This window comes from Sulfurospirillum sp. hDNRA2, assembly GCF_024206095.2.
GTDB lineage: Bacteria > Campylobacterota > Campylobacteria > Campylobacterales > Sulfurospirillaceae > Sulfurospirillum.
The window spans coordinates 1,986,780-2,009,529 of record NZ_CP159800.1; the positions used below are offsets into that span (position 1 = coordinate 1,986,780).

General features: G+C 44.5%; 18 protein-coding genes. 3 read left to right on the forward strand and 15 right to left on the reverse strand.

The window, feature by feature from the left end:
• Window positions 1-107: 107 nt before the first annotated feature.
• Window positions 108-3,044 carry a DNA mismatch repair protein gene (locus tag NL930_RS09765; RefSeq protein ID WP_254376563.1) on the forward strand — a complete coding sequence of 979 codons (2,937 nt, stop codon included), beginning with the start codon at window positions 108-110 and terminating at the stop codon, window positions 3,042-3,044.
• Between the two features lie 31 nt (window positions 3,045-3,075).
• Here the strand turns inward: NL930_RS09765 and NL930_RS09770 are convergent, their stop codons facing one another.
• The 3 genes from NL930_RS09770 to efp all read right to left on the reverse strand — a co-directional run bounded on the left by NL930_RS09770 (window position 3,076) and on the right by efp (window position 6,058).
• Window positions 3,076-4,686: a methyl-accepting chemotaxis protein gene (locus NL930_RS09770; RefSeq protein WP_254376564.1), complete on the reverse strand. Its 1,611-nt coding sequence runs from the start codon at window positions 4,684-4,686 to the stop codon at window positions 3,076-3,078.
• 173 nt (window positions 4,687-4,859) lie between these two features.
• A complete protein-coding gene (locus tag NL930_RS09775) occupies window positions 4,860-5,411 on the reverse strand; it encodes a DJ-1 family glyoxalase III (RefSeq protein ID WP_254376565.1) in 552 nt (183 codons plus the stop codon).
• Between the two features lie 83 nt (window positions 5,412-5,494).
• Window positions 5,495-6,058 (reverse strand): elongation factor P, encoded by a 564-nt coding sequence (gene efp, locus NL930_RS09780; protein WP_060826448.1) that lies wholly within the window; start codon window positions 6,056-6,058, stop codon window positions 5,495-5,497.
• A 220-nt stretch (window positions 6,059-6,278) separates the two neighbouring features.
• Here efp and NL930_RS09785 point away from each other — a divergent pair, with 220 nt between their 5' ends.
• Together NL930_RS09785 and NL930_RS09790 are read left to right on the forward strand one after the other, a co-directional pair.
• Window positions 6,279-6,527, forward strand: coding sequence for a hypothetical protein (locus NL930_RS09785; protein ID WP_039672375.1), 249 nt, complete (start codon window positions 6,279-6,281; stop codon window positions 6,525-6,527).
• Entirely contained in the window at window positions 6,524-6,691 is a 168-nt protein-coding gene (locus tag NL930_RS09790) for a hypothetical protein (protein ID WP_156143364.1), read from the forward strand. The genes NL930_RS09785 and NL930_RS09790 overlap by 4 nt, the downstream gene beginning before the upstream one ends.
• A 22-nt stretch (window positions 6,692-6,713) precedes the next feature.
• On the opposite strand, the gene NL930_RS09795 is transcribed toward NL930_RS09790, so the two are convergent.
• The 12 genes from NL930_RS09795 to pheS all read right to left on the reverse strand — a co-directional run bounded on the left by NL930_RS09795 (window position 6,714) and on the right by pheS (window position 22,712).
• Entirely contained in the window at window positions 6,714-8,372 is a 1,659-nt protein-coding gene (locus tag NL930_RS09795; RefSeq protein ID WP_254376566.1) for an efflux RND transporter permease subunit, read from the reverse strand.
• Window positions 8,356-9,954, reverse strand: a complete 1,599-nt coding sequence (locus tag NL930_RS09800) for an efflux RND transporter permease subunit (protein WP_254376567.1) — start codon at window positions 9,952-9,954, stop codon at window positions 8,356-8,358. The genes NL930_RS09795 and NL930_RS09800 overlap by 17 nt, the downstream gene beginning before the upstream one ends.
• Entirely contained in the window at window positions 9,954-10,757 is an 804-nt protein-coding gene (locus tag NL930_RS09805; protein WP_060826979.1) for an efflux RND transporter periplasmic adaptor subunit, read from the reverse strand. The genes NL930_RS09800 and NL930_RS09805 overlap by 1 nt, the downstream gene beginning before the upstream one ends.
• A 5-nt stretch (window positions 10,758-10,762) precedes the next feature.
• Window positions 10,763-12,115, reverse strand: a complete 1,353-nt coding sequence (locus tag NL930_RS09810) for a TolC family protein (RefSeq protein ID WP_060826451.1) — start codon at window positions 12,113-12,115, stop codon at window positions 10,763-10,765.
• Window positions 12,116-12,286: 171 nt separating this feature from the next.
• On the reverse strand, window positions 12,287-13,447 hold the full coding sequence (locus NL930_RS09815) for a hypothetical protein (protein ID WP_060826452.1): 1,161 nt from the start codon (window positions 13,445-13,447) through the stop codon (window positions 12,287-12,289).
• 18 nt (window positions 13,448-13,465) lie between these two features.
• A complete protein-coding gene (gene serA, locus NL930_RS09820; RefSeq protein ID WP_254376568.1) occupies window positions 13,466-15,052 on the reverse strand; it encodes a phosphoglycerate dehydrogenase in 1,587 nt (528 codons plus the stop codon).
• Entirely contained in the window at window positions 15,049-15,537 is a 489-nt protein-coding gene (locus NL930_RS09825) for a hypothetical protein (RefSeq protein ID WP_254376569.1), read from the reverse strand. Before NL930_RS09825 ends, serA begins: the two co-directional genes overlap by 4 nt.
• 3 nt (window positions 15,538-15,540) lie before the next feature.
• The gene (locus tag NL930_RS09830; RefSeq protein WP_254376570.1) at window positions 15,541-17,217 is read right to left on the reverse strand and encodes a 30S ribosomal protein S1; all 1,677 of its coding nucleotides are present in this window, start codon (window positions 17,215-17,217) and stop codon (window positions 15,541-15,543) included.
• 65 nt (window positions 17,218-17,282) lie between these two features.
• Entirely contained in the window at window positions 17,283-18,116 is an 834-nt protein-coding gene (locus NL930_RS09835; protein ID WP_060826455.1) for a 4-hydroxy-3-methylbut-2-enyl diphosphate reductase, read from the reverse strand.
• On the reverse strand, window positions 18,107-19,396 hold the full coding sequence (gene aroA / locus NL930_RS09840) for a 3-phosphoshikimate 1-carboxyvinyltransferase (protein ID WP_254376571.1): 1,290 nt from the start codon (window positions 19,394-19,396) through the stop codon (window positions 18,107-18,109). Before aroA ends, NL930_RS09835 begins: the two co-directional genes overlap by 10 nt.
• The gene (gene pheT, locus NL930_RS09845) at window positions 19,393-21,732 is read right to left on the reverse strand and encodes a phenylalanine--tRNA ligase subunit beta (protein ID WP_254376572.1); all 2,340 of its coding nucleotides are present in this window, start codon (window positions 21,730-21,732) and stop codon (window positions 19,393-19,395) included. Before pheT ends, aroA begins: the two co-directional genes overlap by 4 nt.
• Entirely contained in the window at window positions 21,729-22,712 is a 984-nt protein-coding gene (gene pheS / locus NL930_RS09850) for a phenylalanine--tRNA ligase subunit alpha (protein WP_144441035.1), read from the reverse strand. The genes pheT and pheS overlap by 4 nt, the downstream gene beginning before the upstream one ends.
• Window positions 22,713-22,750: the final 38 nt, after the last annotated feature.

Sequence of the window (22,750 nt, forward strand, 5' to 3'; positions counted from 1 at the left end):
TTTACAAAATGTCCTTTTATTGTACCTTAAAACGGCTTGCGGCAAACCAAACTTTATGCTTTCCTGCGCTATAATCTAGTCATTCTAAAGAGACGGAAACGATACGAATGCTTGAAAATATTGCACAAATGCTTTGCTCCAAAGAGAAGTTATTGACCGAAATTTATTTTGATCTTCAGCTTTTTTTTGAGGAAAAATACGGCAAAAATACGATTGTCTTTATGGAAATCGGCTCTTTTTTCGAAACCTACGAAGTCAATAACGAAACACATCAAATCGGCAAAGCCAAAGAGGTGAGCGAACTTCTCAACATCCAACTCACGCGTAAAAACAAATCCATTTTAGAAAACTCCGTGCAAAATCCTCTGCTTGCGGGCATTCCCGCCGTTTCGCTCGATCGCTATTTGAGCCGTTTGGTTCAGGCTAAAAAATACACGATCGTCTTAGTACGTCAAAAAGGCGAACCGCCGCATGTTAAACGCTACATCTCCAATATCATCAGCCCCGGAACCAATTTCGATTACGTCATCGAATCGAGCGAAAACTATCTCGTCTCCTTACTGATCGACTGCAACCATCACATTTATTCCGTCGGCTACAGCGCCATCGACGTCAGTACGGGCAAAACCGTTATCAACGAAGTTCACGGCACAAGAGAAGATAAAACCTACGCGCTCGATGAAATTTTCAACCTTTTACAAACCTACAAAACATCCGAAATCGTCCTCACGTTCAATACCGAGAGCATCGATAAAGAGTGGGTGCAAAACTACCTTGAAATCACGTCGAGCGTCTCGCACAGCTTCAACACAGAACGCCTTAAAGTTGCCTACCAGAACGAACTTTTCGGGCGCATTTACGCGATTCGCTCTTTGCTCTCTCCCATCGAATACCTCGACATCGAACGCTATCCTTACGCCAGCGAATCGTTGGCGATTTTGTGCGATTTCATCATCGAGCACGATGCCGGCATTATCGAAAAGATGAGCCGACCGATCCTTCTTGGAAACAGCCGTTACCTCTACATCGGCAATAACGCGCTCGAACAACTGGGGATCATTTCGCGTAATCCTTCCGAAATGACCCTACTGAACCTCATCGACCAGACCTCCACCGCTATCGGCAAACGGCTTTTAAAAGAACGCCTTTTAAACCCTATTTGCGATCTTAAAACGCTTCAAGAGCGTTTCGATCTGAGCGCGCAACTGATGAATGATTATAAAAAATTTGAAATTGCGCTCAAACAAGTGTACGATTTGGAGCGCATTTTAAGACGCATTGCGCTCAAAAAGCTGCACCCTTTGGAACTCGATTACCTCGCTACGTCGCTCGAATCGCTTTTGAGCATTTTGCGCGAAGCGGAACTGAAACAAATGGCGATTCCGAAAAACCTTTTTGACGAAAGCGAAGCCCTGCTTTGCATGCTTCAAAAAACGTTCGTGTTGGACGTATGCGCAAAATTTCGCAAAGACCAGATCAACGAAAACCTTTTTCAAAGCGGCATCTTTCCGCAAATCGATAAAATCGAACACGCTAAAAGCGAGCGTATGAAGGCACTCGAACGCATTGCCGAACATATCGAAAGCTTTTTCGACGAGAGCCAGCGCACGACACTCAGCATCGAATGGTTAGAGAGCGAGGGGCATTATATTTCGATCAGTAAAAACCGTTTTGCCCTCATTGAAGACAAACTGATGCAAAGTTTTATCACGATAGGCGAGCAACACTATTTTTTCAAAGATTTTACGTTTCGACGACTGAAAAACAGCGTCAAGATCTCCGCCTCTTTGATCGAAGAAATCTCCCACGAAATCACGCTGAACAACGTTCACATGATCGCCTTGGTTAAACAACGCTATGATGAAATACTCGAAAAGATCGAGACCCATTACGCCTTAAGTTTGGAGCATCTCATCTCTTTTGTCGGAACCCTCGACGTCGCGCTCAGTAATGCCAAATGTGCCGTTTTATACAACTACGTGCGTCCCGAAGTATTGCCGATGCAAGAGAAAAACCGCTTTATCGAAGTCGTGGGGCTTCGCCATCCTTTGATCGAATCGCGCGAAGAAAACGGCATATACATTCCCAACGATCTTTTTTTAGGCTCGATCACCCCTTCGATCACGCACGATCACGTCACGATCGAAGCATGTTCGGGCGATACGGTTCAGGGCATTTTACTCTACGGCATCAATTCTAGCGGTAAATCATCCTTGATGAAAAGCCTTGGCATTGCCGTCATTATGGCGCAATCGGGTTTTTTCGTTCCCTGCGCTTCGATGCGTTTTAATGTTTTTGATAAGATTTTTACGCGCATTATGAGCCACGACAACCTCTATAAAGGGCTTTCGACGTTTACGGTGGAGATGTTGGAGCTCAAAAATATTTTCAATCGCGCCACGCCCTACTCGCTCGTTTTGGGTGATGAAATCAGTCACGGAACCGAAACCGAATCGGCCCTCGCCATCGTGGCAAGCAGCATTCAAAAAATGCACGTGCTCGGTCCTGCGTTCGTATTTGCCACGCATTTGCATCAACTCACCCGACTGACGATCATCGGTGCACTTCAAAACGTGATTGCTCTGCATTTAGGCGTGAGTTACGACGAAGAACACGATACGCTTCTGTACAACCGTAAATTGGAAATCGGCAGCGGTAGCTCACTCTACGGCTTGGAATTTGCCAAATCGCTTCATATGGATGCCGAGTTTATTAAAACCGCTTACGAAATTCGCAACCGATTGGCAAACGAATTGGGCGAAGTCGAACTGTTAAAACAGAAAAAACGTAGCAAATACAATAAAAACCTCTATCTGGCAAAATGCGCACTCTGCGACGAGTATGTTGAAGAGGTACACCACATCAAAGCCCAAGAGAGTGCGGATGAGCATGGCAACATCGAGCATTTTCACCAAAACCACCGCTACAACCTCATCCCGCTCTGCGCCAAACATCATAAAATGGTACATGAGGGCAAAATCGTTATCGAAGGTTTCGTGATGAGCAGTGAGGGATTAAAACTCCACTACAAAGAGAAGACGTAAGAAGCGGCAAGCACTTCTTACATGTAAAAGCTTACGCGGTTTTAAACTCGGCAAGCATGGCACTGAGATTCTCTGATAAGCGCGCTAAATGCTCTGCGGCAGAGGCGATTTCTTCGACGCTTCTGGCATTGGAGCTTGAAAGAGCGTTAATGGTTTCGATTTTTTGGATAATCACGCTTTGAATACGCTCGACGTTTTGTTTGGACTTCACGACCACGCGATCGGTCGCTTCCACGCTTTGCCCCAAAAGCGATACCGCATCTACCGTTTGTGTGCTGACGTTGTTGGAGTAGGTACTGAGCGTTCCGATGCGCTCGGCATTATGGTTCATCTGACCGCTAATGTCGCCGATTGCTTGAACGATGACGTTAATCGTCGCATTGGTTTCGATCAAACTTTTTTGCGTACGTTCGGCCAGTTTTCGAACTTCATCGGCTACGACGGCAAAACCGCGTCCGTGCTCACCCGCACGTGCGGCTTCGATCGCGGCATTGAGGGCTAGAAGGTTGGTTTGATCGGCAATATCGCCGATGACGTCCAAGACGCTTTTGACTTGTCCGGCGTCTTGAGAGAGTTGATTGAGTCGATCGTTGATCTGCATTTCGGCTTGAACCGTTTGCTCTAAATGGCCTAACGTTTCTTGCAATACGGACTGTGCTTTCAAAAGACTGTTTTGTGCCGTCGTCGTTACGTTTTTCACGGTCTGGACGTCGTCGTTGGTTTCAACGATTTCCCTTGCCACTTTTTGCGCTTCAAAAACCGCCTCTTTAAGAGCACTCGCCTCTTCTTCCGCACGTTTACCGATCTGCAAACTCGTGCTGGAGAGCTCCTCGGCAACCGAAGCGTTTTCAAGAGCGTTCGTTTTCGCGTTGTTAATCGCGGCGTTAATGTCTGAAAGGAGTTCGTTTTGCATCTGCGCAATATCGTTCATCTCGTCTTGATTGCCGCTATCGATGCGCGAAACGAGCGATTTGTTCGTACGAATAAACCCGATCCCTTCTTTGGTTTTTTCGATCGATTGATTGATCGAGCGGATAATAAAAAAACAAAGTCCCAACGCAAAGAGCGAAACGGCAACTAAAGTGGCTTCCGAAAAAATTTTCGTACTGTCCAAACGTTCAAAATTGGCTTGACGAACCCCCTCTTCCAGACTGTCGGCATCTTTACTAATACCTTCAAATAAAACGGCAGACTCTTTGGTTAAGCCCGTTAACGTCGCATACGCTTCAGCGTGTTCTTGGCTAAAGCGAGGATCGTTGACTTGCGTGCCGTATTTTTTAAGAATTTCCAAACGCGGGGTATTTAAGGCCTTCCATTTTTGAATATCTGCTTCGAGTTTGATCAATGCTTCTTTATTATGAACTGAGAGCAAAATCGTTTTTAAATATGCAAGGTTCTCTAAAAGCTCTTTATAATTGCTCTCCAAACTCTTCAATTGTTCTTCTTTCCCCAACAGTTGAAAGCCGCGTAATTCCATCATACAGGTTGCAAGCGACGTTTCGGCGTTAGCGAGTGTCGAAAGACGAATTGCCGTCATTTTTCCGTCGTTGTTAGACTTAATAATTTGATAACCTAAAATAATAAATCCTACGGTCAACACAACCAGCAAGACCACCAATTTGCTTCGAATCGTCGCAAACATCTTTTCTCCTTAGCCCGATAAAATGAGCAATCTTATAATCCTAATACTTAAAATCTGCTTGTTAAAGGCTCTATATCATGGGTTTTTTGCTGATTTAATGCGTTCTATTTTGAAAGAAATAATCAACAACGAGATACGCAAAAAAATGCGATCTCGTTGCCCTGAAGATAACGCTATGCGAGCAATAACGCTTCGCGAAGTTCGTCTACGACTCTTTTTGAACAGAGTTTTTCTACCAGCGTAAGTGCAAAGTCCATAGCGGTAGAGGGACCTTGAGAGGTCGTAACGTTCATACTCTGAACAACTTTTTCCGTCGCATCGTACCCTTTTTGAGGAATGCGGGAGTGAAAATCGGGATAACATGTAAAGCGCTCTTTTAAAACGCCCGCGGTATACAGTGCATACGGAGCGGCACATATGGCGGCAATCTCTTTACCTTGCGCGTCAAATGTTTGAAGCCAATGCTGAACGGTTGCGTCGGCGGCTAAATTGGTAGCTCCCGGAAGGCCACCTGGCAAAACGATCATATCGAAATATTCGGGATTTTGTTCGCTTAAAAAAGCATCCGCAACCACGCTAATCGCGTGCGCACCTTTGACATGTAAGCTTGCGTGCAATGAGACCGTTACGACGTTAACGTCGGCTCTACGTAAAATATCGACGAGGGTAACGGCTTCTATTTCTTCGAAACCTTCGGCTAAGGGAATTAAAACATTTTTGCGCATCTTTTTCTCCTAATGAGTCTTGGGAAAAATTATAGCACGAAAAGAGGAGGCATAACGCCGATCACGCTATGCCGATGGAGAAGTTATTTGACTTTTTCTAAGTATTCGCCGCGTACGGTATCGACTTTGATGACGTCACCCTCAACGACGTGGAAAGGTACTTGAACGACCGCTCCGCTCTCAAGCGTTGCCGGTTTTTTACCACCTTGCGTATCGCCTTTAAAGTTCGGCGGCGTCTCTACGATTTTGAGTTCAACGAATTGCGGAGCTTCCACGCTGATGGGTTTGCCGTTGTGGTACAACATATCCACGTTCATTCCGTCGATAATCCAATCCGCCGCATCGCCGACTTGGTCATGCGTTAACGCGATTTGCTCGTAACTGACGCTGTCCATAAACTGTAAAAATTCGCCGTCGTCGTATAAAAACTGCATAATTTTATCTTCCAAATGAGGCGTTTCGCATTTATCGCCCGCATGAAACGTTTTTTCAATCACTTTGCCGTCTAAAAACGATTTAATTTTACAACGAACGAACGCCGCGCCTTTGCCCGGCTTGACGTGTTGGTACTCCACGATTTTGTAAGGAACACCGTTAATTTCGATCTTCAATCCTTTTTTTAAGTCGCCCATAGAGATAGAGGCCATACATTCTCCTAATTTTTAGTTTTTGCCATTATAGCGAAAAAAAGCACGACTACAAAATCGTTATTTTTTATACATTATGTTGTATATAAATTTCTTTTTTATGTATTTTTTATTTGTTTTAAAGAATTAAACATCTATTATTTTGATTAAATAATAAATTAAATAGTATGTTTTATATATTTTAATGAATATTTAATACGTTAATTTGTATTATAATAAGATGAAAACAAGCGATATCATCAATCTTTTGCACAATGCCGTCGAAGCCGAAAATATGGGGAAGAAAATTTCTCAGAAAAAAATGGCGGAAACATGCGGCATTTCCATGCGCACCTATCAGGAGTGGAGACTCGGAAGTAGCGCGCCCCTTGGGATTCCCGTCGTATTTAATATGCTCGGGATGCTAAAGGATGAAGATATTATTAGACTGGTTCGGAAAATTAACGACGGGCAAAAAGGAACGGTATGACAAACTTGACGGTCAGTGAGAAAGTGGCTCTTGAAGAAGTATTTGAATGTTTACGCGATACGCGTTGCCGTAAAATCGGACTCATGAATAAACGACTGTTCGTCTATCGCCTTTTGCGCCTGATTGCCTCGACACGAAAAAGAGTCTTACATGTAAAACGCTAAAAAACCGTTTTACATGTAAGTATTAAAGAGAATTCGTATTATCCAACAAAACCGGAACGACGATCAACGAAGCGACGACCGCCGCAATCGTTCCGAAAATCAATGCAACGCCCAATCCACCGAAAATCGGGTCCGCTGCCAGCAACGTACTCGCCAAAATAATCGCCGCCGCCGTGAGTATGATCGGTTTGGCACGCGTAGCGCTTGCATGGGCGATCGCCTCTTTTTTTGCCATTCCGTGCGCGATCATCGCTTGCGAAAAATCGATCAACAGCAACGCGTTACGCGAACTAATCCCCATCAACGAAATAAAACCTATTAACGACGTCGCCGTTAAGAAGAACGTCCCGTGCGAAAAAAGATCCATAATCCAATGCCCGACGATCACGCCGATAATGGAAAGAAAACTCCCTAAAAGTACGATTCCCGAAAGCGCAAAGCTTTTATAATACACGACCATCAGCAAAAAGATTAAAACCAATGCCGCGATAAACGCACCGCCTAAATCGCGAAACGTATCCATCGTCACTTTCATTTCCCCGTCCCACACTAGATCGTAAACCTCGCCGCTTTGCTTGTCCTTAAGCCGCAAATCGAACAGGTGCGTACCGCTAATATCGTAACGCGCTTGAAAATGCTCTTTGATCGCGCTTCGCGCTTGTAAAAGCGGATAGACTTGCGACACCAAATCCGCTTCAGCGACGATACTGACCATTTTTTGAAGATTTTTCGACAAAATCGTCGGCGTCGAGAGCACTTCTTCAACGCGAACGACTTCGCTCAAAGGCACGCTCAAGCCCTCATCGTTCATCAGCACTAAAGAGGCGAGTTTGGCGCTTAACGCCTCTTTGTTCATCTTCTCTAAGCTTTTGGACGCATCGCTAAAAACAAGAAAAAGCGGAATTTGCGTCGGAGAATCGGCACGATTTTTATACGTCACGTTCATGCCTTCGAAGCCCAAATAAAGCAAACGATGAATCCTCTCGATACTTAGTTTCGCGCGTGCGGCTTTGTCGTGGTCGATTCGAAGTGAGAGTTTAGGGTAAATATCGTCATGCATAATATCCACGTCTTTAAGATCGCTCGTCTTCGCCAAAATCGTCTTAATCTCTTCGGCAAGCGCGCTTAAACGCTCGGTATTTTCGCCGTAAAGCTCAACGACGATTGCCGCTTGCGTCGGAGGACCTGCGGGTTGTTCGACCATCTTAATCGAAGTTTGCGCCACCAAAGGCTCACATGTACGTTGAATCGCTCCGCGTAAACGATGCACCATCATGTAAGACTTTTCCTCTCTTTGATGCGTATCGGTCAAATTGACCACGATCTCGCTGACATGTTCGCCGTTTTTAAAGCTCGATCCTTTGACAAGACCGGCATAATCCAACGGCGAACCCATGCCGTTGAAAACTTCGATATCCGTAATCTCTTTTTCCTTTTGCAAAATTGAAACGATGCATTGATTGACGTTTTGCGTCTGCACGTACGAACTTCCGTTGGGTAAATCGACGTAGATTGAAAAGGTATTGGTACTTTTTCCCGGCAGCATTTTTGCCAAAACGATTTTACTCGGAAACATCAACACCGAGAGGATAAACGCCAATAACGTCAACACTAGCACCAAACGTTTTTTTCGAGGCACTAGCAAGATACCGTAAACAAACTGCTCAAAGCGTCGCATCATGGCTTGCCCCTTCTATCACCTCTTTTTTCTTCAAAAATCTACGCGCTAAAAAAGGCGTAAAAATATAAGCGATTAAGAGTGAAGCACTCATGGCAACGGGCACGTTCAGCGGTATGGGTTTCATGAACTCTCCCATCATTTGACCGACAAACGCCATCGGAACCATCGTCAAAATAATCGCAATCGTCGCTAAATTGGTCGGTGCGCCGATCTCGTCGGTCGCTTCCACCAAAAGATCGTCCATCGGTTTGTCTTTCGCGAATTTATCGTGCAAATGGCGATGAATATTTTCGATAACGACGATCACGTCGTCAACCAAAAGTCCAAGACTCAGTAAAAAGGCAAAAAGCGTAATCCGATTGATGGTTTGACCGCTGACGTATGCGATAAAAATCGTAATCGACAAAATTGCCGGAACCGTCAAAATGACGATAAGCCCTTCCCTCCAGCCCAAAATAAAAATGAGCAAAAAAGCGATGATCACGATAGAAATAAACAAGTGAAACACCAACTCGTTAACCGCGTCGTTGGCACGTTCTCCGTAATTTCGAGTTAACGTATAACCGATACCCTCTTTGTCCAACATGGGTTTTTGCGCTTCAAGACGCGCTAAAACGTCTTTGGCAATCAACACGGCGTTGGAACCTTTGAGTTTGGAAACGCTTAGCGTCACTTGTTCTTGCAGCGGGCTTAACGTCCCGTCGCTTTGCCTAACGCTAATCAAGGCACTTTTTTTATTTTGCACGTCATACCCTAAGTCAACCGTTGCAACGTCTTTGAGGTAAATCGCCGAAGCCCCGTAGTGTGCGACGATCAGGTTTTGAATATCTTCGACGTTCTCTAAGACGTTTTTAACACCGAAAACGACGAGCTTGCCCTCGGCCGTATGATTCGTCACTTCCGGTAAACGCATGCTAAGCCCGTTAAGTGCGCCGACGATTTGCTCCATGCTCAAGCGATAACCCGCCAATTTACGCAAATCGACTTCGATGTTAAATTGCTCTTTATGTTCGCCTTTAATCTCGGTTTTAGCGACGTTAGGGACGTCGCCTAAACCGTTGCGGATCGCTTCGACTTTTTGATACAAACGTACAGGATCGATTTTGTGTCCCGCTTTGGCATAAAACGCAACCGATAAAATCGGAATATCGATGTCGATGTCTAAGGGTCTCACCAACGGAGAAGAAGCACCGCTTGGAAGCTGATCGAGGTTTTGCATCACTTTATCGTACAGTTTGAGATTGGAAGCTTCGCGGTTTTCTCCGATATAGTACATTACGTTGACGATACCCACGTTGTCGCTGGCGATACCGTATATATGCTCGACGCCTTTGATCTCTTTAATGCGTCGCTCCAAAGGACGGACAACGACTTGCTCGACTTCCGCGGCACTCGCACCCGGAAGCGTTACGATCACGACGCCACCGCTAATGGATATTTGAGGGTCTTCTTCTCGGGGCATCATCAAAAGAGCGATAATGCCTAAAACGATCAGCGTAATGCCCAAAATCATCGTCAGCGGATTGTGTAAAAAAAGGCGCGCCAAAAAACCGGCAAGGTATTTTTCTTTGTACGTACGCATTAGCGCTCACCGACGACAACCGTCGCATACATCCCCGGATACGCGCGCGCTTCATGACATGTAAACGATGTTTTGAGTTTAAACGCGTGCGTCATAGGATTGGAACTCGGTACGATGGCTTCGATTTTTCCTTCGCTTTTGCATCCGATAGAAGGAATATCCACGCGAACGTTTTGTCCGATTTGAATCGTACCTAGATAACTCTCGGCGATCTCCGCGACGATTTTTAAATGCGTTATATCCGAAAGCACTAAGGCGGGAACTCCCGCTAACGCCATTTCTCCCGCTTCGATATGTTTTGCGATCACGACGCCGTCGTTGGGAGCTTTAATATCAAGATAGCGGTACTGATTGGAAACCTCTTGGCGTTTTTGTTTGGCTTGCGCGATCTGCTTTTGGGCGATCTCGCTCATTGCTTTGAGATTGGAAGCGGAAAGTTCCAAGTTTTCCACGTCCGCTTTGGAAACCATATCTTTGGCAAAAAGGCGTTGATGCCGCTCAACGTTGAGCTTGGCGTTGGCATATTGACTTTGATACATCTGATACGACAATTCCGCTTGTGCGATCGCCAAATCGCTTTGTGCCAATGCCGTATCGATCTCTTTGGAATCGATACTGTAAAGTAAATCGCCTTTTTTGACCACATCGCCCTCTTTCACGCGCACCTCTTTAACGTAGCCCATGTAGCGGCTGGTGATACTTTTTTCGTTATCCGATACCACGCTGGCACTCAACGTCAAATCCGCACTCGACGCACTTATCGAAAACGCTAAAAAAGGCAATACCCAATATCCTAAACGTATGGTTTTCACTGAAGTTCCTTTGCGGCAATTTTTTCCAATTCGAAGATGACGTCGTTACGTGCGTTTTGTGCTTCTTGAAGCTTCATAACCGCACGCAACGCATCGGATTGCTTCACAATCACCTCGCTCATCGAAGCGAGTTTTTGCTCATACCGACCGGTGTAATTTTCATAAACCGTTTGGGAGAGTTCAACCTCTTTTTTGAGACTTGCGATTTCGTATTCGTACATGTGCATTTGCGTCTGCAAGCGTCGAATATGCCACACTATCGTCTCTTTTGCCAAGCGCGCTTCGCTAGCCGCCTTCAAATTGCCCACACGCGCTTTTTCGAGTCCCGCTTTATCTGCACCGCCGTTAAAGAGATTCCATTTCATCTGTAAGCCTACGGTATACGCGTCGTGACTCGAAAAATCGTTCATCAAACGATCGTCGCTACTGCCGTATTGCACGAAAGCTCCGATTTGAGGCAAGAAATTGCTCTCTTGTAACGATACGTTCATTTTGGAAACCGCTTCACTTTGCTCTGCCTTCTTAATCGCACGATTTTCGTTGAGCATGGTCTCTAAAGGTATATCCAGATGCAACTCGGCTTCGTAATTTCCGACAATCGATTCAACGTTTTCGTTGAGAAGAAACGAAAGGTAATGGTACAAAAGGGTTTCGTTGGCTTTGGCTTGTTCGACGAGGCGCTCCACATCGGCACGCTTGGTTTGCACCTCCAAAATATCCACTTTTTTCGCATAGCCCTCCTCATGCATAGCGACTGCTCTTTGCTCGAGTTTTTCAATATTGTGAGCGATCAAGCCGAGGCGATAGAGGTGATTTTTCAACAAACTCAGCGCATAAAAACTTTTTTTGACCTCTGCAATCTTTTGAACCGTGAGCTCCTCGCGCGAAAGCGTACTTAATGCCTTCAAAGCTTGTGCCATTTTGCGATACTGCTCGATTTTACCGCCCGTATACAGTGGAATCGTATACGTTACGTTGGTCGAAAAGAGATTGCGGTCTTTGGGATTGTTCAAATCATCGGAGCGTATATCCACGACATTGGGATCGCTTTGGTTTTTAATAAAATCTTTAAATCCGAAATCCGCAAACGAAGCTTCTCTGGATTGTAATTTATAGCCGAAAACATTCAAGGCGTCGTTACTGCGAAGAGCGTATTGATTGAGATCCAAAGAGCCGTAAGCTGCCGAAGAAGCGATTTGGTATTCAAGCTCCTTGATCTGCTCGTCCATTTTCGCCGCATCGATTTCAAGGTTATTGTGTTTTACTTTTTCGATAGCCGCATCAAGGCTTAAAGCAGCAGCACCGAAAGCATACGCTAGTAAGGCACACATGATCACGATAATTTTCATATAAGGTTTCTCCCTAAATCGATCTGTAAGACGATAGCGTGGATAGTATCACATTTTATTTGCCTCTTTATTGATCGAAAAAAATTAAGCAAACTATTTTAGAAACAAATAATAATCGAGTAGAAAGTTTCGTATAGCATGCCTTGATGCTATACGTTTAACGGGTGTTTTTTAAGAAAAAAACTTCTTTTTGAGTTTAAAAAAGTAGACGATCGTTTTCATTTGGACGAAAATAAAAGGCATCATCACGATAAAATAGGCGATGGAGTTTTGTTCGACGACATTATTGGCGACCAATCCCGTATGCAAAAAAAACATTCCGAATACCATAAACGCGACTCCGGGGCAAATCAGCGCAAAACTGCTCGGAGAGAGCGTATGGGATGCGATATAGGTTTCAAAATAACCGATGCTTTTCATCACTTTATAGCCGATCAACCCGAAAATGATTTGTAACGATACGACAAAGCTCGTAAACGTAAACATAGAAGCGTTGGCAATTTTTTGGTCGAAATGATGATCGAGTCCAAAACTAATACGCACAAACGTAATCCCCAAAAGCGTCAAAATAGGAATCATAATCCACAAAGAAGGACTTGCTTCGGCTGAGATTCCTTTTTCAAACATCGTTTGAAAGCCGAAAATCATTTTAATTAAAAGCAGCAAAAGCGCAATCGCACTGAAAAAAATCGAACAAAAAATACCGATCGCGTTAATCGTCAAATGATGGCTCATTGCTCCGGGTGCCGCAAAACCGACGGCAACCATTGCAAACGCAAAAATAGAGATCATTTGAGACAGACTATTGTTTTGAGTAAAATCAAAGTCGCCTTTAATGATAAGACGCGTGAAGTAGTCGATAAAAAATTTCAAGGCAAAATAACCCGATATTGCAAAGCCTAAAAGGGCAAACGGAAAAAGATACTCTACGACGCTCCACAATCCAGGGACAAAAAGCGCACCCAAAACAAAACAGACGTTAATAGTCATCGTAAACGTTAAAGGGAGCGTCATCAACGTCACTTCCGCATTGGAACCGAGCAATGTTTGATACCGTTCACTTTGTTTAAAGAGGCGGTACTGTTTGATATTCCATACTAAAAGTTTAAAATGAAGCCCCGCAAAAAATACGATACCTAAAGCGGCGACTCCCGCTACAAACGAGAGCCAGTCGCCTTTGATTAACGCCGGATAAAAAAACTCAAAGGTCGTCATTGCAACGCCTTTGTGCGGGATCATGAACATTAAGTAAATAAAAAACGAAACGGAAAGTCCGCCGGCACCTAAAGCGGATAAAAAGCAAATCGGCGTAAATTTCTCTCGTAATACCATTGTTCTATCCCCTTCGCGTTATAAAACCGCGTATTCAACCCACACGCATGTCGACAGATTGTTCAGCTCGGCAATAATTTTTTTATCGATATCGGTATCGACCAAGATCGCCGCCATTGCAAACTGATTGGCACCGCGTCCGAGTCTAAAGTCAGCGATATTGATTTTTTCTTGCGCCAAAATAGCTGCAATTTCGGCAATAACACCCGGTACGTCGTGATTTTTAAATATAATCATTTTCCCTTTCGGTTTAAAATCAAATTTAAAGCCGTTAATACCGGTAATGCGTTGTTCATCGTCTCCGAAAACAGTTCCGTCGATACGAATCGAATCTTTTTCGGTCGTTAAAATCAATGAGACTCTATTTTTGTAACCGCTCGTATTGCCGACCGCTTCGAAGGTGCTCTCGATACCTTTTTCTTTTGCAACGAATTCGGCATTGACGTAATTGACCGTTGTTTCGTTCGTCTCTTTGAGTGCTCCGACGACGCCGAACGTTAAAAGCGACTTTCCGTACGTCGCAATATCGCCCTCGACTTCCAAACGAATCGTTTTAATCGCCGAACGATTGAGTTGTGCCGCAAAAAATCCCATTTTTTGAACCAGCTCTAAATACGGTTCTAACGCGGAAGGAATATCTTCGGCTTTAATCGGAAGATTTAAAGCGTTAGGATAACTGATCCCGCGTGCCGCGCTAATAGCATTTTCAGCCGCTTGGATCGCGATTTTTTCTTGGGATTCAAGCGTATTGGCACCCAAGTGCGGCGTAACGCAGATGTGTTCCAAATCCAATAACGCATGATTGGTCGCCGGTTCTTTTGAAAAAACATCGATACCGGCAAAAGCGATCTTACCGCTTTTTAGATTATCGTAAAGGGCTTGTTCGTTATAAAGTCCGCCGCGCGCGCAATTGACCAAACGTACGCCGTCTTTCATTTTCGCGATCTCCTCATAGGAAATCATATTCACGGTTTCTTTATTTTTCGGCGTATGAATTGTGATAAAATCACATGCTAAAATATCGTCGAAATTGGTCGTATACGTCATGCCCAAATCGGTAACTTTGGCAGAAGAAATGTACGGATCGTAAGCAACAATGTTCATCCCAAACGCTTTGGCGCGAATCGCTACGCGGCTACCGATGTTACCGAAACCGATCACACCCAGTTTTTTCTCGCATAACTCTATGCCGTACCATTTTTCGCGATTCCATACGCGCTCGACTTTAAGGTGATTATTGGCATTGGTAAAACTGCGTGCACAACTTAAAAGATGTGCCATCGTCAATTCAACGGCGGCAATGGTATTGGCGGTCGGAACGTTCATCGCGATAATACCGCGTCTACTACACCCTTCTTGATCCACGTTATCCACACCTACGCCCGCACGTACGACGGCTTTGAGTTGTGTTGCGGCATTTAAAAATTTTTCGTCGACGTCGGTAGAACTTCGCGTAATAGCAACGTCGCAATCGCCTAAAATTTTCAACAATTCATCTTTAGGTAACGCAACGGCATCGACGACATCGATATCTTTTTCGGCGTAGAGGATGTCGAAACCCTTTTGATGGATAGCATCGCATACAATAATTTTTTTCTTTTTCATAACCAAACCTCAACAATTTTTGATTTAATATCGTATTTTTCAAGCGCGTAAACAACGTTTTCCAACTGTTTTTCGCTCTTGTCTTCCAAATAAATAGTAGGGATTTTGCCCTCTTTGATCACCATATAAGGCAGGTGTAAAGAGTTCAATGTCTGAATAATACAAAAAAGCGAGTATCGATCCGCGCGATCGATGACCAATCGAAACGATTTTGCTTTTTTACCTTTAGCGTCTTTTAATCCGAATTGATCAATTTGCATAAAAAGTTCGTTTACGGGATAAACAAACTCCCTAGCATCTTTTTGCGCCAACTCTTTAACCCAAACGCGATCCGTAGATTCGGGCGTTACTACGGGTTTTTTGACGGATTCGTACGAAGCGGTATCCTCTTTCACGTCGATTTTAGGAGTGACGAGCGTATATAAGAACGCTCCCAACCCTAAAAAAAGAAGTAAAAAGATACCGCCGAGTACTCGTTTTTGCATCGCTTATTTCAATTGATCTTTTAAGATATCTCCAAGCGTCATTTTTTCTTCTTTATTGATCTCTTTCAACGCTTCTCTCTCTTTGAGTTTTGAAAGGCGTCTAACGGAGAGACGAATACGGTTTTTCTTATCGTCAATAAAGGTAATTGCCGCTTCAATTTCGTCGCCGACTTTCAAGTCCGCTTCGCTTACTTGTCCCAAATCTTCTTTACGAATCAACGCATCGACGTTTTCTTCAAGCTCGACGAAAATACCGAAATCTTTAATATCTCGGATTTTGCCGTGAACGATATCGCCGTTTTCGTGCGATTTAGCGTAACGTTGGATCGGAGAATCTTCCAACTCTTTTTTGCTTAAAGAAACTTTTTCGTTTTCTTCATCGATTTTAACGATTTTAACCTCTACGACGTCGCCGACGTTTAGGAGTTCTTTGCATTTGTTGTTACGATCCCAAGAAGCGTCTTCATTATGTAAAAGACCTTCGATTCCACCGATTTTAACGAATGCACCGAAATTGGTAATCGTCGTAATCTCGCCTTTAACGACATCGCCGACTTTAAATTTTTTCATAAATTCGTTAAAAGGTTTCGGAAGGACGTTTTTCAAAGAAACGCGTAAACGTCTCTCTTTTGCATCGATCTCGATTACTTCGACGTCGACTACTTGTCCCTCTTCGATATAATCGCGGGGATGTTTGATGTTTTTATCCCATGAAATTTCGGAGATATGGAGGAAACCTTCAATATCGTTTCCAAGATCGACGAATGCACCGTAAGGTTCGATATTGCTGATCGTGACTTGGATCGAATCGCCGATTTCAAGCTCGTCTTTGATCTCATCCCAAGGATCGGGCATTGCCGCTTTAACGGAAAGGGAAAGATGACGTTTATCTTTATCGTATTTGATCGCTTTAACGGGAATAACTTCGCCTTCTTTGTAAAGCGTTCCGGGATTGACGGGACCTTTATAGCTGATTTCGCTGTAGTGAACCAAACCGTCGATTCCGCCGACATCCACGAACATACCGTAAGTCGTGATTTTTTTAATCGTTCCGTCGACGACTTCGTCGCGATCGATTAATTCTTGAACGATCTCTTTACGTTTTTTACGTTCATCGTCTAAGAATTTTTTACGTGAAATAATAATCGATTCGGTTTCGTTGTCGATTTTGATGACTTTGACTTTAAGGCTTTTTCCAACAAGCGTATTGAGGTCTTTGACCGCCGCTTGAGAACGAGGGAGGAAAAACTCGATGCCTTCTTTATTTTCGGCGATAAATCCGCCTTTGTTTTTTCCCGTGATTTTAACGTCCACGACGACATCGTCTTCTTCTTTGAAATCTGCGATAAACGACTTGATCTTATCTTTACGAAGGGCCTTTTTGTGCGAAACAACCGGTCTTTCGTTTCTGAATCCCGTAACGACGACGGGGATTACGTCACCTACTTTGCATGTTATGTTACCGTTTTCATCGGTTACTTCGGCTGCGTTAAGACGACCTTCGGACTTCTTACCCACATCCACTAAGATGACGTCTTCTTTAATCGCCACCACAACACCATTGATCAGTGCGTCTTTCTCAGAATCCTTAAAAGACTCTTCCAACATCGCCGCAAAATCCATCTCCTCATGCTCGTCTACGGCGTTAGTATGAACGGATTTGTTCGCCTCATTTACCATTTGCTACCCTTTTTTGGTTGATTTTTGACTCATATAGTTACATATCGACATGTAAAAGTTGCCTATTATACTTTAATTTCGCTGATTTTTCCAACTATTTTTTCGATAATCCAATCCGGTGTCGAAGCACCTGCGGTGACGCCGCAAAGTTGTTTTTGGTTAAACCATGAAGGATCGAGGTCTTTTTCGCTTTCGACGAGAAAACTATCGTCACAATACTCTTTACAAATACTATGAAGTTGTTTCGTGTTGGAGGAATTTTTTCCGCCGATCACAATGACGACGTCCGCTTCTTTTGCCAATTCTCGCGCGGCGTCTTGATTTTCAAAGGTTGCGTTACAAATCGTATTGAAGACGCGAACCTCTTTATAACGCATTTGGAGGTATCCGGTAATGTCTAAAAATTCGCTGATTTTACGCGTCGTTTGCGAAACGACGGCGACTTTGTAGCCTTTAAATTTGATTTTTTCCAATTCTGCGACGCTTTGAACTACGTAAGCCCCGTTGATCGCATAACTTTCTACGCCTCTGACTTCAGGGTGATCCGCATCGCCGAAAATGACGATTTCATACCCTTCTTGACTCATTTTTTCGCAAATTTCCTGCGGCTTGGTCACGTAAGGGCATGTCGCGTTAATGACTTCGACCTTGCTTTGTTTTAACGTTTCCAAATCTTTTTTGGGAATACCGTGCGTTCGAATAATTGCGCGTTCGATACCTTGCGCTTCGGAAATATCGTGCAGGGTTTTTACGTTAAAATTTTCACGTAAACGGTTAATCTCTTCGTTATTGTGGATCAAAGGGCCGATCGTTGAGGCATTTTGCGTATTTTCCGCAATCTTAATCGCCCGTTTGACACCGAAACAAAACCCGTAACTTGCGGCAAGTTTTATTCGCATATTTTGACATGTCCTATGTTGGAAAGTAGTTCGACGAAGTTTGGAAAAGAGGTATTAATGCATTCGGTATCTTCGATTTCCATACCGACTTTAGTCCCCGCAATCGCAAAGCTCATGGCGATTCTATGATCGCCGAAACTGTTAATGGTCGCTTTGTGCATCTTACCGCCGATCACTTCGTAACCGTCTTCAAACTCTTCGACTTCGATACCGCATAAACGTAGATTTTTGACGACGCTTGCGATGCGATCGCTCTCTTTAACGCGAAGCTCTTGCGCATTTTTGACGGTACTTTTTCCTTTGGCATGGGCAAAAGCAATTGAAAGGGCGGGCAGCTCGTCGATCAGCCACGAGATATTTTCGCTCACTTCTACTCCGTGCAAGGCTTTTCCGGTCACGATAATGTCGCCCACGCTTTCGTAAAGGCTCTCTTTCTCGATAAATTCGACGCTAGCGCCCATACGTTCTAAAATTTTGTAAGCTTCGATGCGCGTCGGATTGAGAAGCATGTTGCGTAACACAACACGCGATCCCTCGCTAATCGCCGCCGCAACCGCAAAAAAGAAACCGCTGGAAGGATCGCTAGGCACCCGTAAATTAAGCGGTTTAAGGGGCTTTGTTTGAGGGTAAATCGTGACATGTAAGCCTTCGCTTTCAATGTGCGCACCCATGCCGCGAAGCATACGTTCGCTGTGGTCGCGGCTAAGTTCCGGCTCACTAAAAATGCACACGTCCTCACTTTGAAGCGCCGCTAAAATTAACGCGCTTTTCACCTGAGCCGAAGCGATTTTACTTTCGTAACGAAAGGCTTTCAGCTTTTCGCCGCGAATCCCCAGCGGTGCGTAATTTCCATGGCTTCGACCGTCGATTTTTGCGCCGATAGAACGAAGCGGATCCGCTACGCGACGCATCGGGCGTGAACACAAGTATTGATCGCCGTAAAGAACGAAGAAACCTTCTTGAGACGCCAAATAGCCCATCAAAAGGCGAATCGCCGTTCCGGAATTGCCGCAATCTAAAATTTGGGCAGGCTCATTGATACGAGCGGGCGGCGTAATCGTCAACGTTCCGTCTTCCGCCGTTTCGACATGTGCACCCAAAGCCTGCACGATGGCAAGCGTACACAGGGTATCTTCCGCCCGCAAATAGTTTCGCACGACGGAAGCTTGATCGCTTAATAAAGAAAAGATCGCGCAACGATGCGAAATAGACTTGTCGCTGGCGATCTGTTCGGTTGTAAACTCAAAAAGGCTTTTAGGGTTTACATGTAAGGTTTTCATCGAATCGTAATTCCGAATTCTTCGTTCAAACGTCGAAGCAAATCTTCGATCATTCCGGCAATTTCACTCTCTTCAAACGTCTTTTCCATCGACTGGAAGTAAAGGCTCAACGTTAAGCTGACTTTATCGCCCAAACTCTCGTGAACGTAGCGATCAATCACGCTGAATTTGACTAAAGCCTGAGGCGCAACGGAGCGAATAAACGCTTCTAAGACGTGATAAGGCATCGATTGATCCACCAAAAGGCTTAAATCGCGCGTCGAACTTGGTAGCTTTGAATAGGCTTTGGCACATTTTCGCGTATACGGCAATGCCGAGAAATCAAGCTCGCACACGTACGTACGTGCTAAGTCAAGCTCTTTTTCCACTTGAACGTTCGCACGCGCCATATAACCGACGACAACTCCGTCGATCACAACGTTTGCGGCTTCGTACGGACTGCACAAACCGTTGGGTGACGGAAGCGGTAAGAGGCTAAAATGTCCTAAAATGTTCTGTATTTTTGCGGCGAACGCAAAAAAATCGATCTCACTCGGTTTTCCGTGGTTAGAAATATCGGGAAGCCCGTTTTCTCCGCTGAAGACGAATGCGATTTTTTTACTCTCGTTGCGCTTGGCATCGAAAACGCTACCGATTTCAAAAAGAGCAACGCGTTTTTTACCGATTTTGACGTTGTTGGAAAGAGCATCGAGCATCGTCACTAGAAGCGACGAACGTAAGGTATTTAATTCTCCGGTAATCGGATTGGCGACGTCTAAAGCCTCTTCTACAACCGGCAAACCTAATTTTTGAAGTTTACTTTTATCGTCGAAGACAAAATGCAAGGTTTCGAAAAATCCCGCCGCTACGGCGCGATAACGAATTTCTTGACGCTTTTTAAAATTAAGGTACGGCTGATTAATACGCGATTTTTCCGCCGTAACGTACGGCTTCGCCGTAATATTGTCGATACCCACGATTCGTACGATCTCTTCGCAAATATCTTGTACGTTTAAAACGTCCGGTCGAAATTGAGGAACTTTAACGTTAATAACCTCTTGCTCAAATGCAAAATGTACTCCAAATCCCAATTTTTTGAGGATTTTGATAACGATATTTTTGGCAATCTCTTCGCCGATCATCGACGTTAAATCGTTTTGATTAATATTGATGATCTTCTCTTCAAAATCGTGAACGATCTGCTGCGTATCCGCATAAGGCATAATTTTGGACTGCTTGGAGATCATTTTCATAAAATAATCCAAACCGAACAGCAATTGCGGCTCGCTTCCTCTGGAAGAACGGTAGAGGTGTTTGTCCGCACCGAGTTTTTTATTGGCGCTGAGCGAAGCGATGATTTCGGGATGCGTGTAATTAGCTTCGACGATAATGCGCGCATCAAGGGCGTTGGCTTTGCACTTATCCGCTTGCGCAATGCCCGTTAAGGCAACGCGCTCGGCATTGTTTCCGAAAATCGCGTCCAAGCCGTTCTCGTCTTTTGCAATCGTAATCTTGGCTTTGTTCTCATGGGTCGCGAAACACTGAGGATTGTAGGCTCTCAAAAGCACGCCCGTAACGTACGTCGCGTACTCTAAAAATTTCATCAAAGCGCAGGTCTCTTCAATTTGGGCAAACCCTAAACGAAGCTCGATCAGAAGCGGAACGCGAATCTCTTGATTGTCGAACACTTTGTACATGTAAGAACCGTTCAACGCTTCGGTCGCGTGGATTTGAAGAACGCGTCCGACGCCCGGTTGGTTCTCTTCGTCTTCTTTGTGCGGCATTTTTGCCACTTCAAGGTCAAAATAGACGCTTAAATCGCGCGCAACGCCGTAAACGCTTTGGCAATCTCCGCGATTAGGCGTCAGACCGATTTCGATAATATCGTCGTTCAGCAACGCATATTCGCGCAGTTCTTTACCGAGATGAAGCTCGCCGATACTGGCATCAAGTACCATAATCCCGTCGTTGATTTTAGGAAGTCCTAATTCCGTAGACGAACAGATCATTCCGCACGATTCGACGTCTCGAAGTTTGGCTTTTTTGATTTTAATACCGTTTGGCAACTCCGCACCGATCAACGATACCGCAACAAACTGTCCCGCTTCGACGTTTTTTGCGCCGCAAACGATTTGTTGGACGCTCTCGCCGACGTCGACTTGGCAAACGTTCAGCTTATCGGCATTGGGATGCTTTTCGCGTGACACAACTTTTCCGACGACCACTTTTTCCGGAATGCGTATTTTGTGAATTCCTTCGACTTCCAAACCGATGGCGTTCAAAGCGAGTGAAATTTTATCGGCATCGACGTTGTGTAGGTCGATCCACTCGTTTAATCCTTCTCGTGTAACTATCATTTAAATTGCTCCAATAATCTCAAATCGCCCTCAAACAATGACCGAAGATCGGGAATGTCATGTAAAAGCATCGCAAAACGTTCAACGCCCAACCCGAAAGCATAACCGCTGACGTCTTTGTATCCTACGGCTTTAAAAACATTCGAATCGACGACGCCGCATCCCAAAACTTCAAGCCAACCGGTATGCGAACAAACGCGGCATCCTTTGCCGTGGCAGAACGTACAGCTAATGTCGACTTCGGCACTGGGTTCCGTGAACGGGAAGAAACTTGGACGGAAACGTACTTTCACGTCGCCGAACATATGCTTTAAAAAGTCTTCCAAAATGAATTTCAAATTGGCAAACGAAACTTTGCCCGCCTTATCGACGACGAGCCCTTCGACTTGATGAAACATCGGCGTATGCGTGATGTCAAAATCTCTACGGAAAACGCCGCCCGGGCAAATCATGCGAATTGGCGGTTGCTGAGAAAGCATCGTACGAATCTGAACCGGCGAGGTATGCGTTCGAAGCAACATCGAATCTTTAAAATAAAACGTGTCTTGCATATCGCGTGCGGGATGGTATTTGGGTAAATTAAGGGCTTCAAAATTGTGAAAATCGTCTTCGACCAGCGGACCTTCTTCAATGGAAAAGTTCATACTTACAAAATATTCGATAATTTTATCCATAGTATCCATTACCGGATGCAAAGCACCTGCAAGGCTCTCTTGATTGAAGAGCGTTACGTCAACGCTGCTTTTTTTCATCTCGGATTCGATCATTAAGGCTTCAAGCTCTGTTTTTTTACGGCTCAAACACTCTAAAAAATGCTCTTTATTACGGTTTAATGTTTGGGCAAACTCTTTTTTGGCATCGCCCTCAAGTGTTTTCAGCTCTTCAAATTGCGCGGCAAAATACCCTTTTTTACCAAAAAGCGACACTCTTACTTTTTCCAGTTCGTTCAGCGACCCACAAGAATCAATCGCATTTTCCATCTCTTTCAAAGGACACCTTTCATCAAAGTCTATAAGAA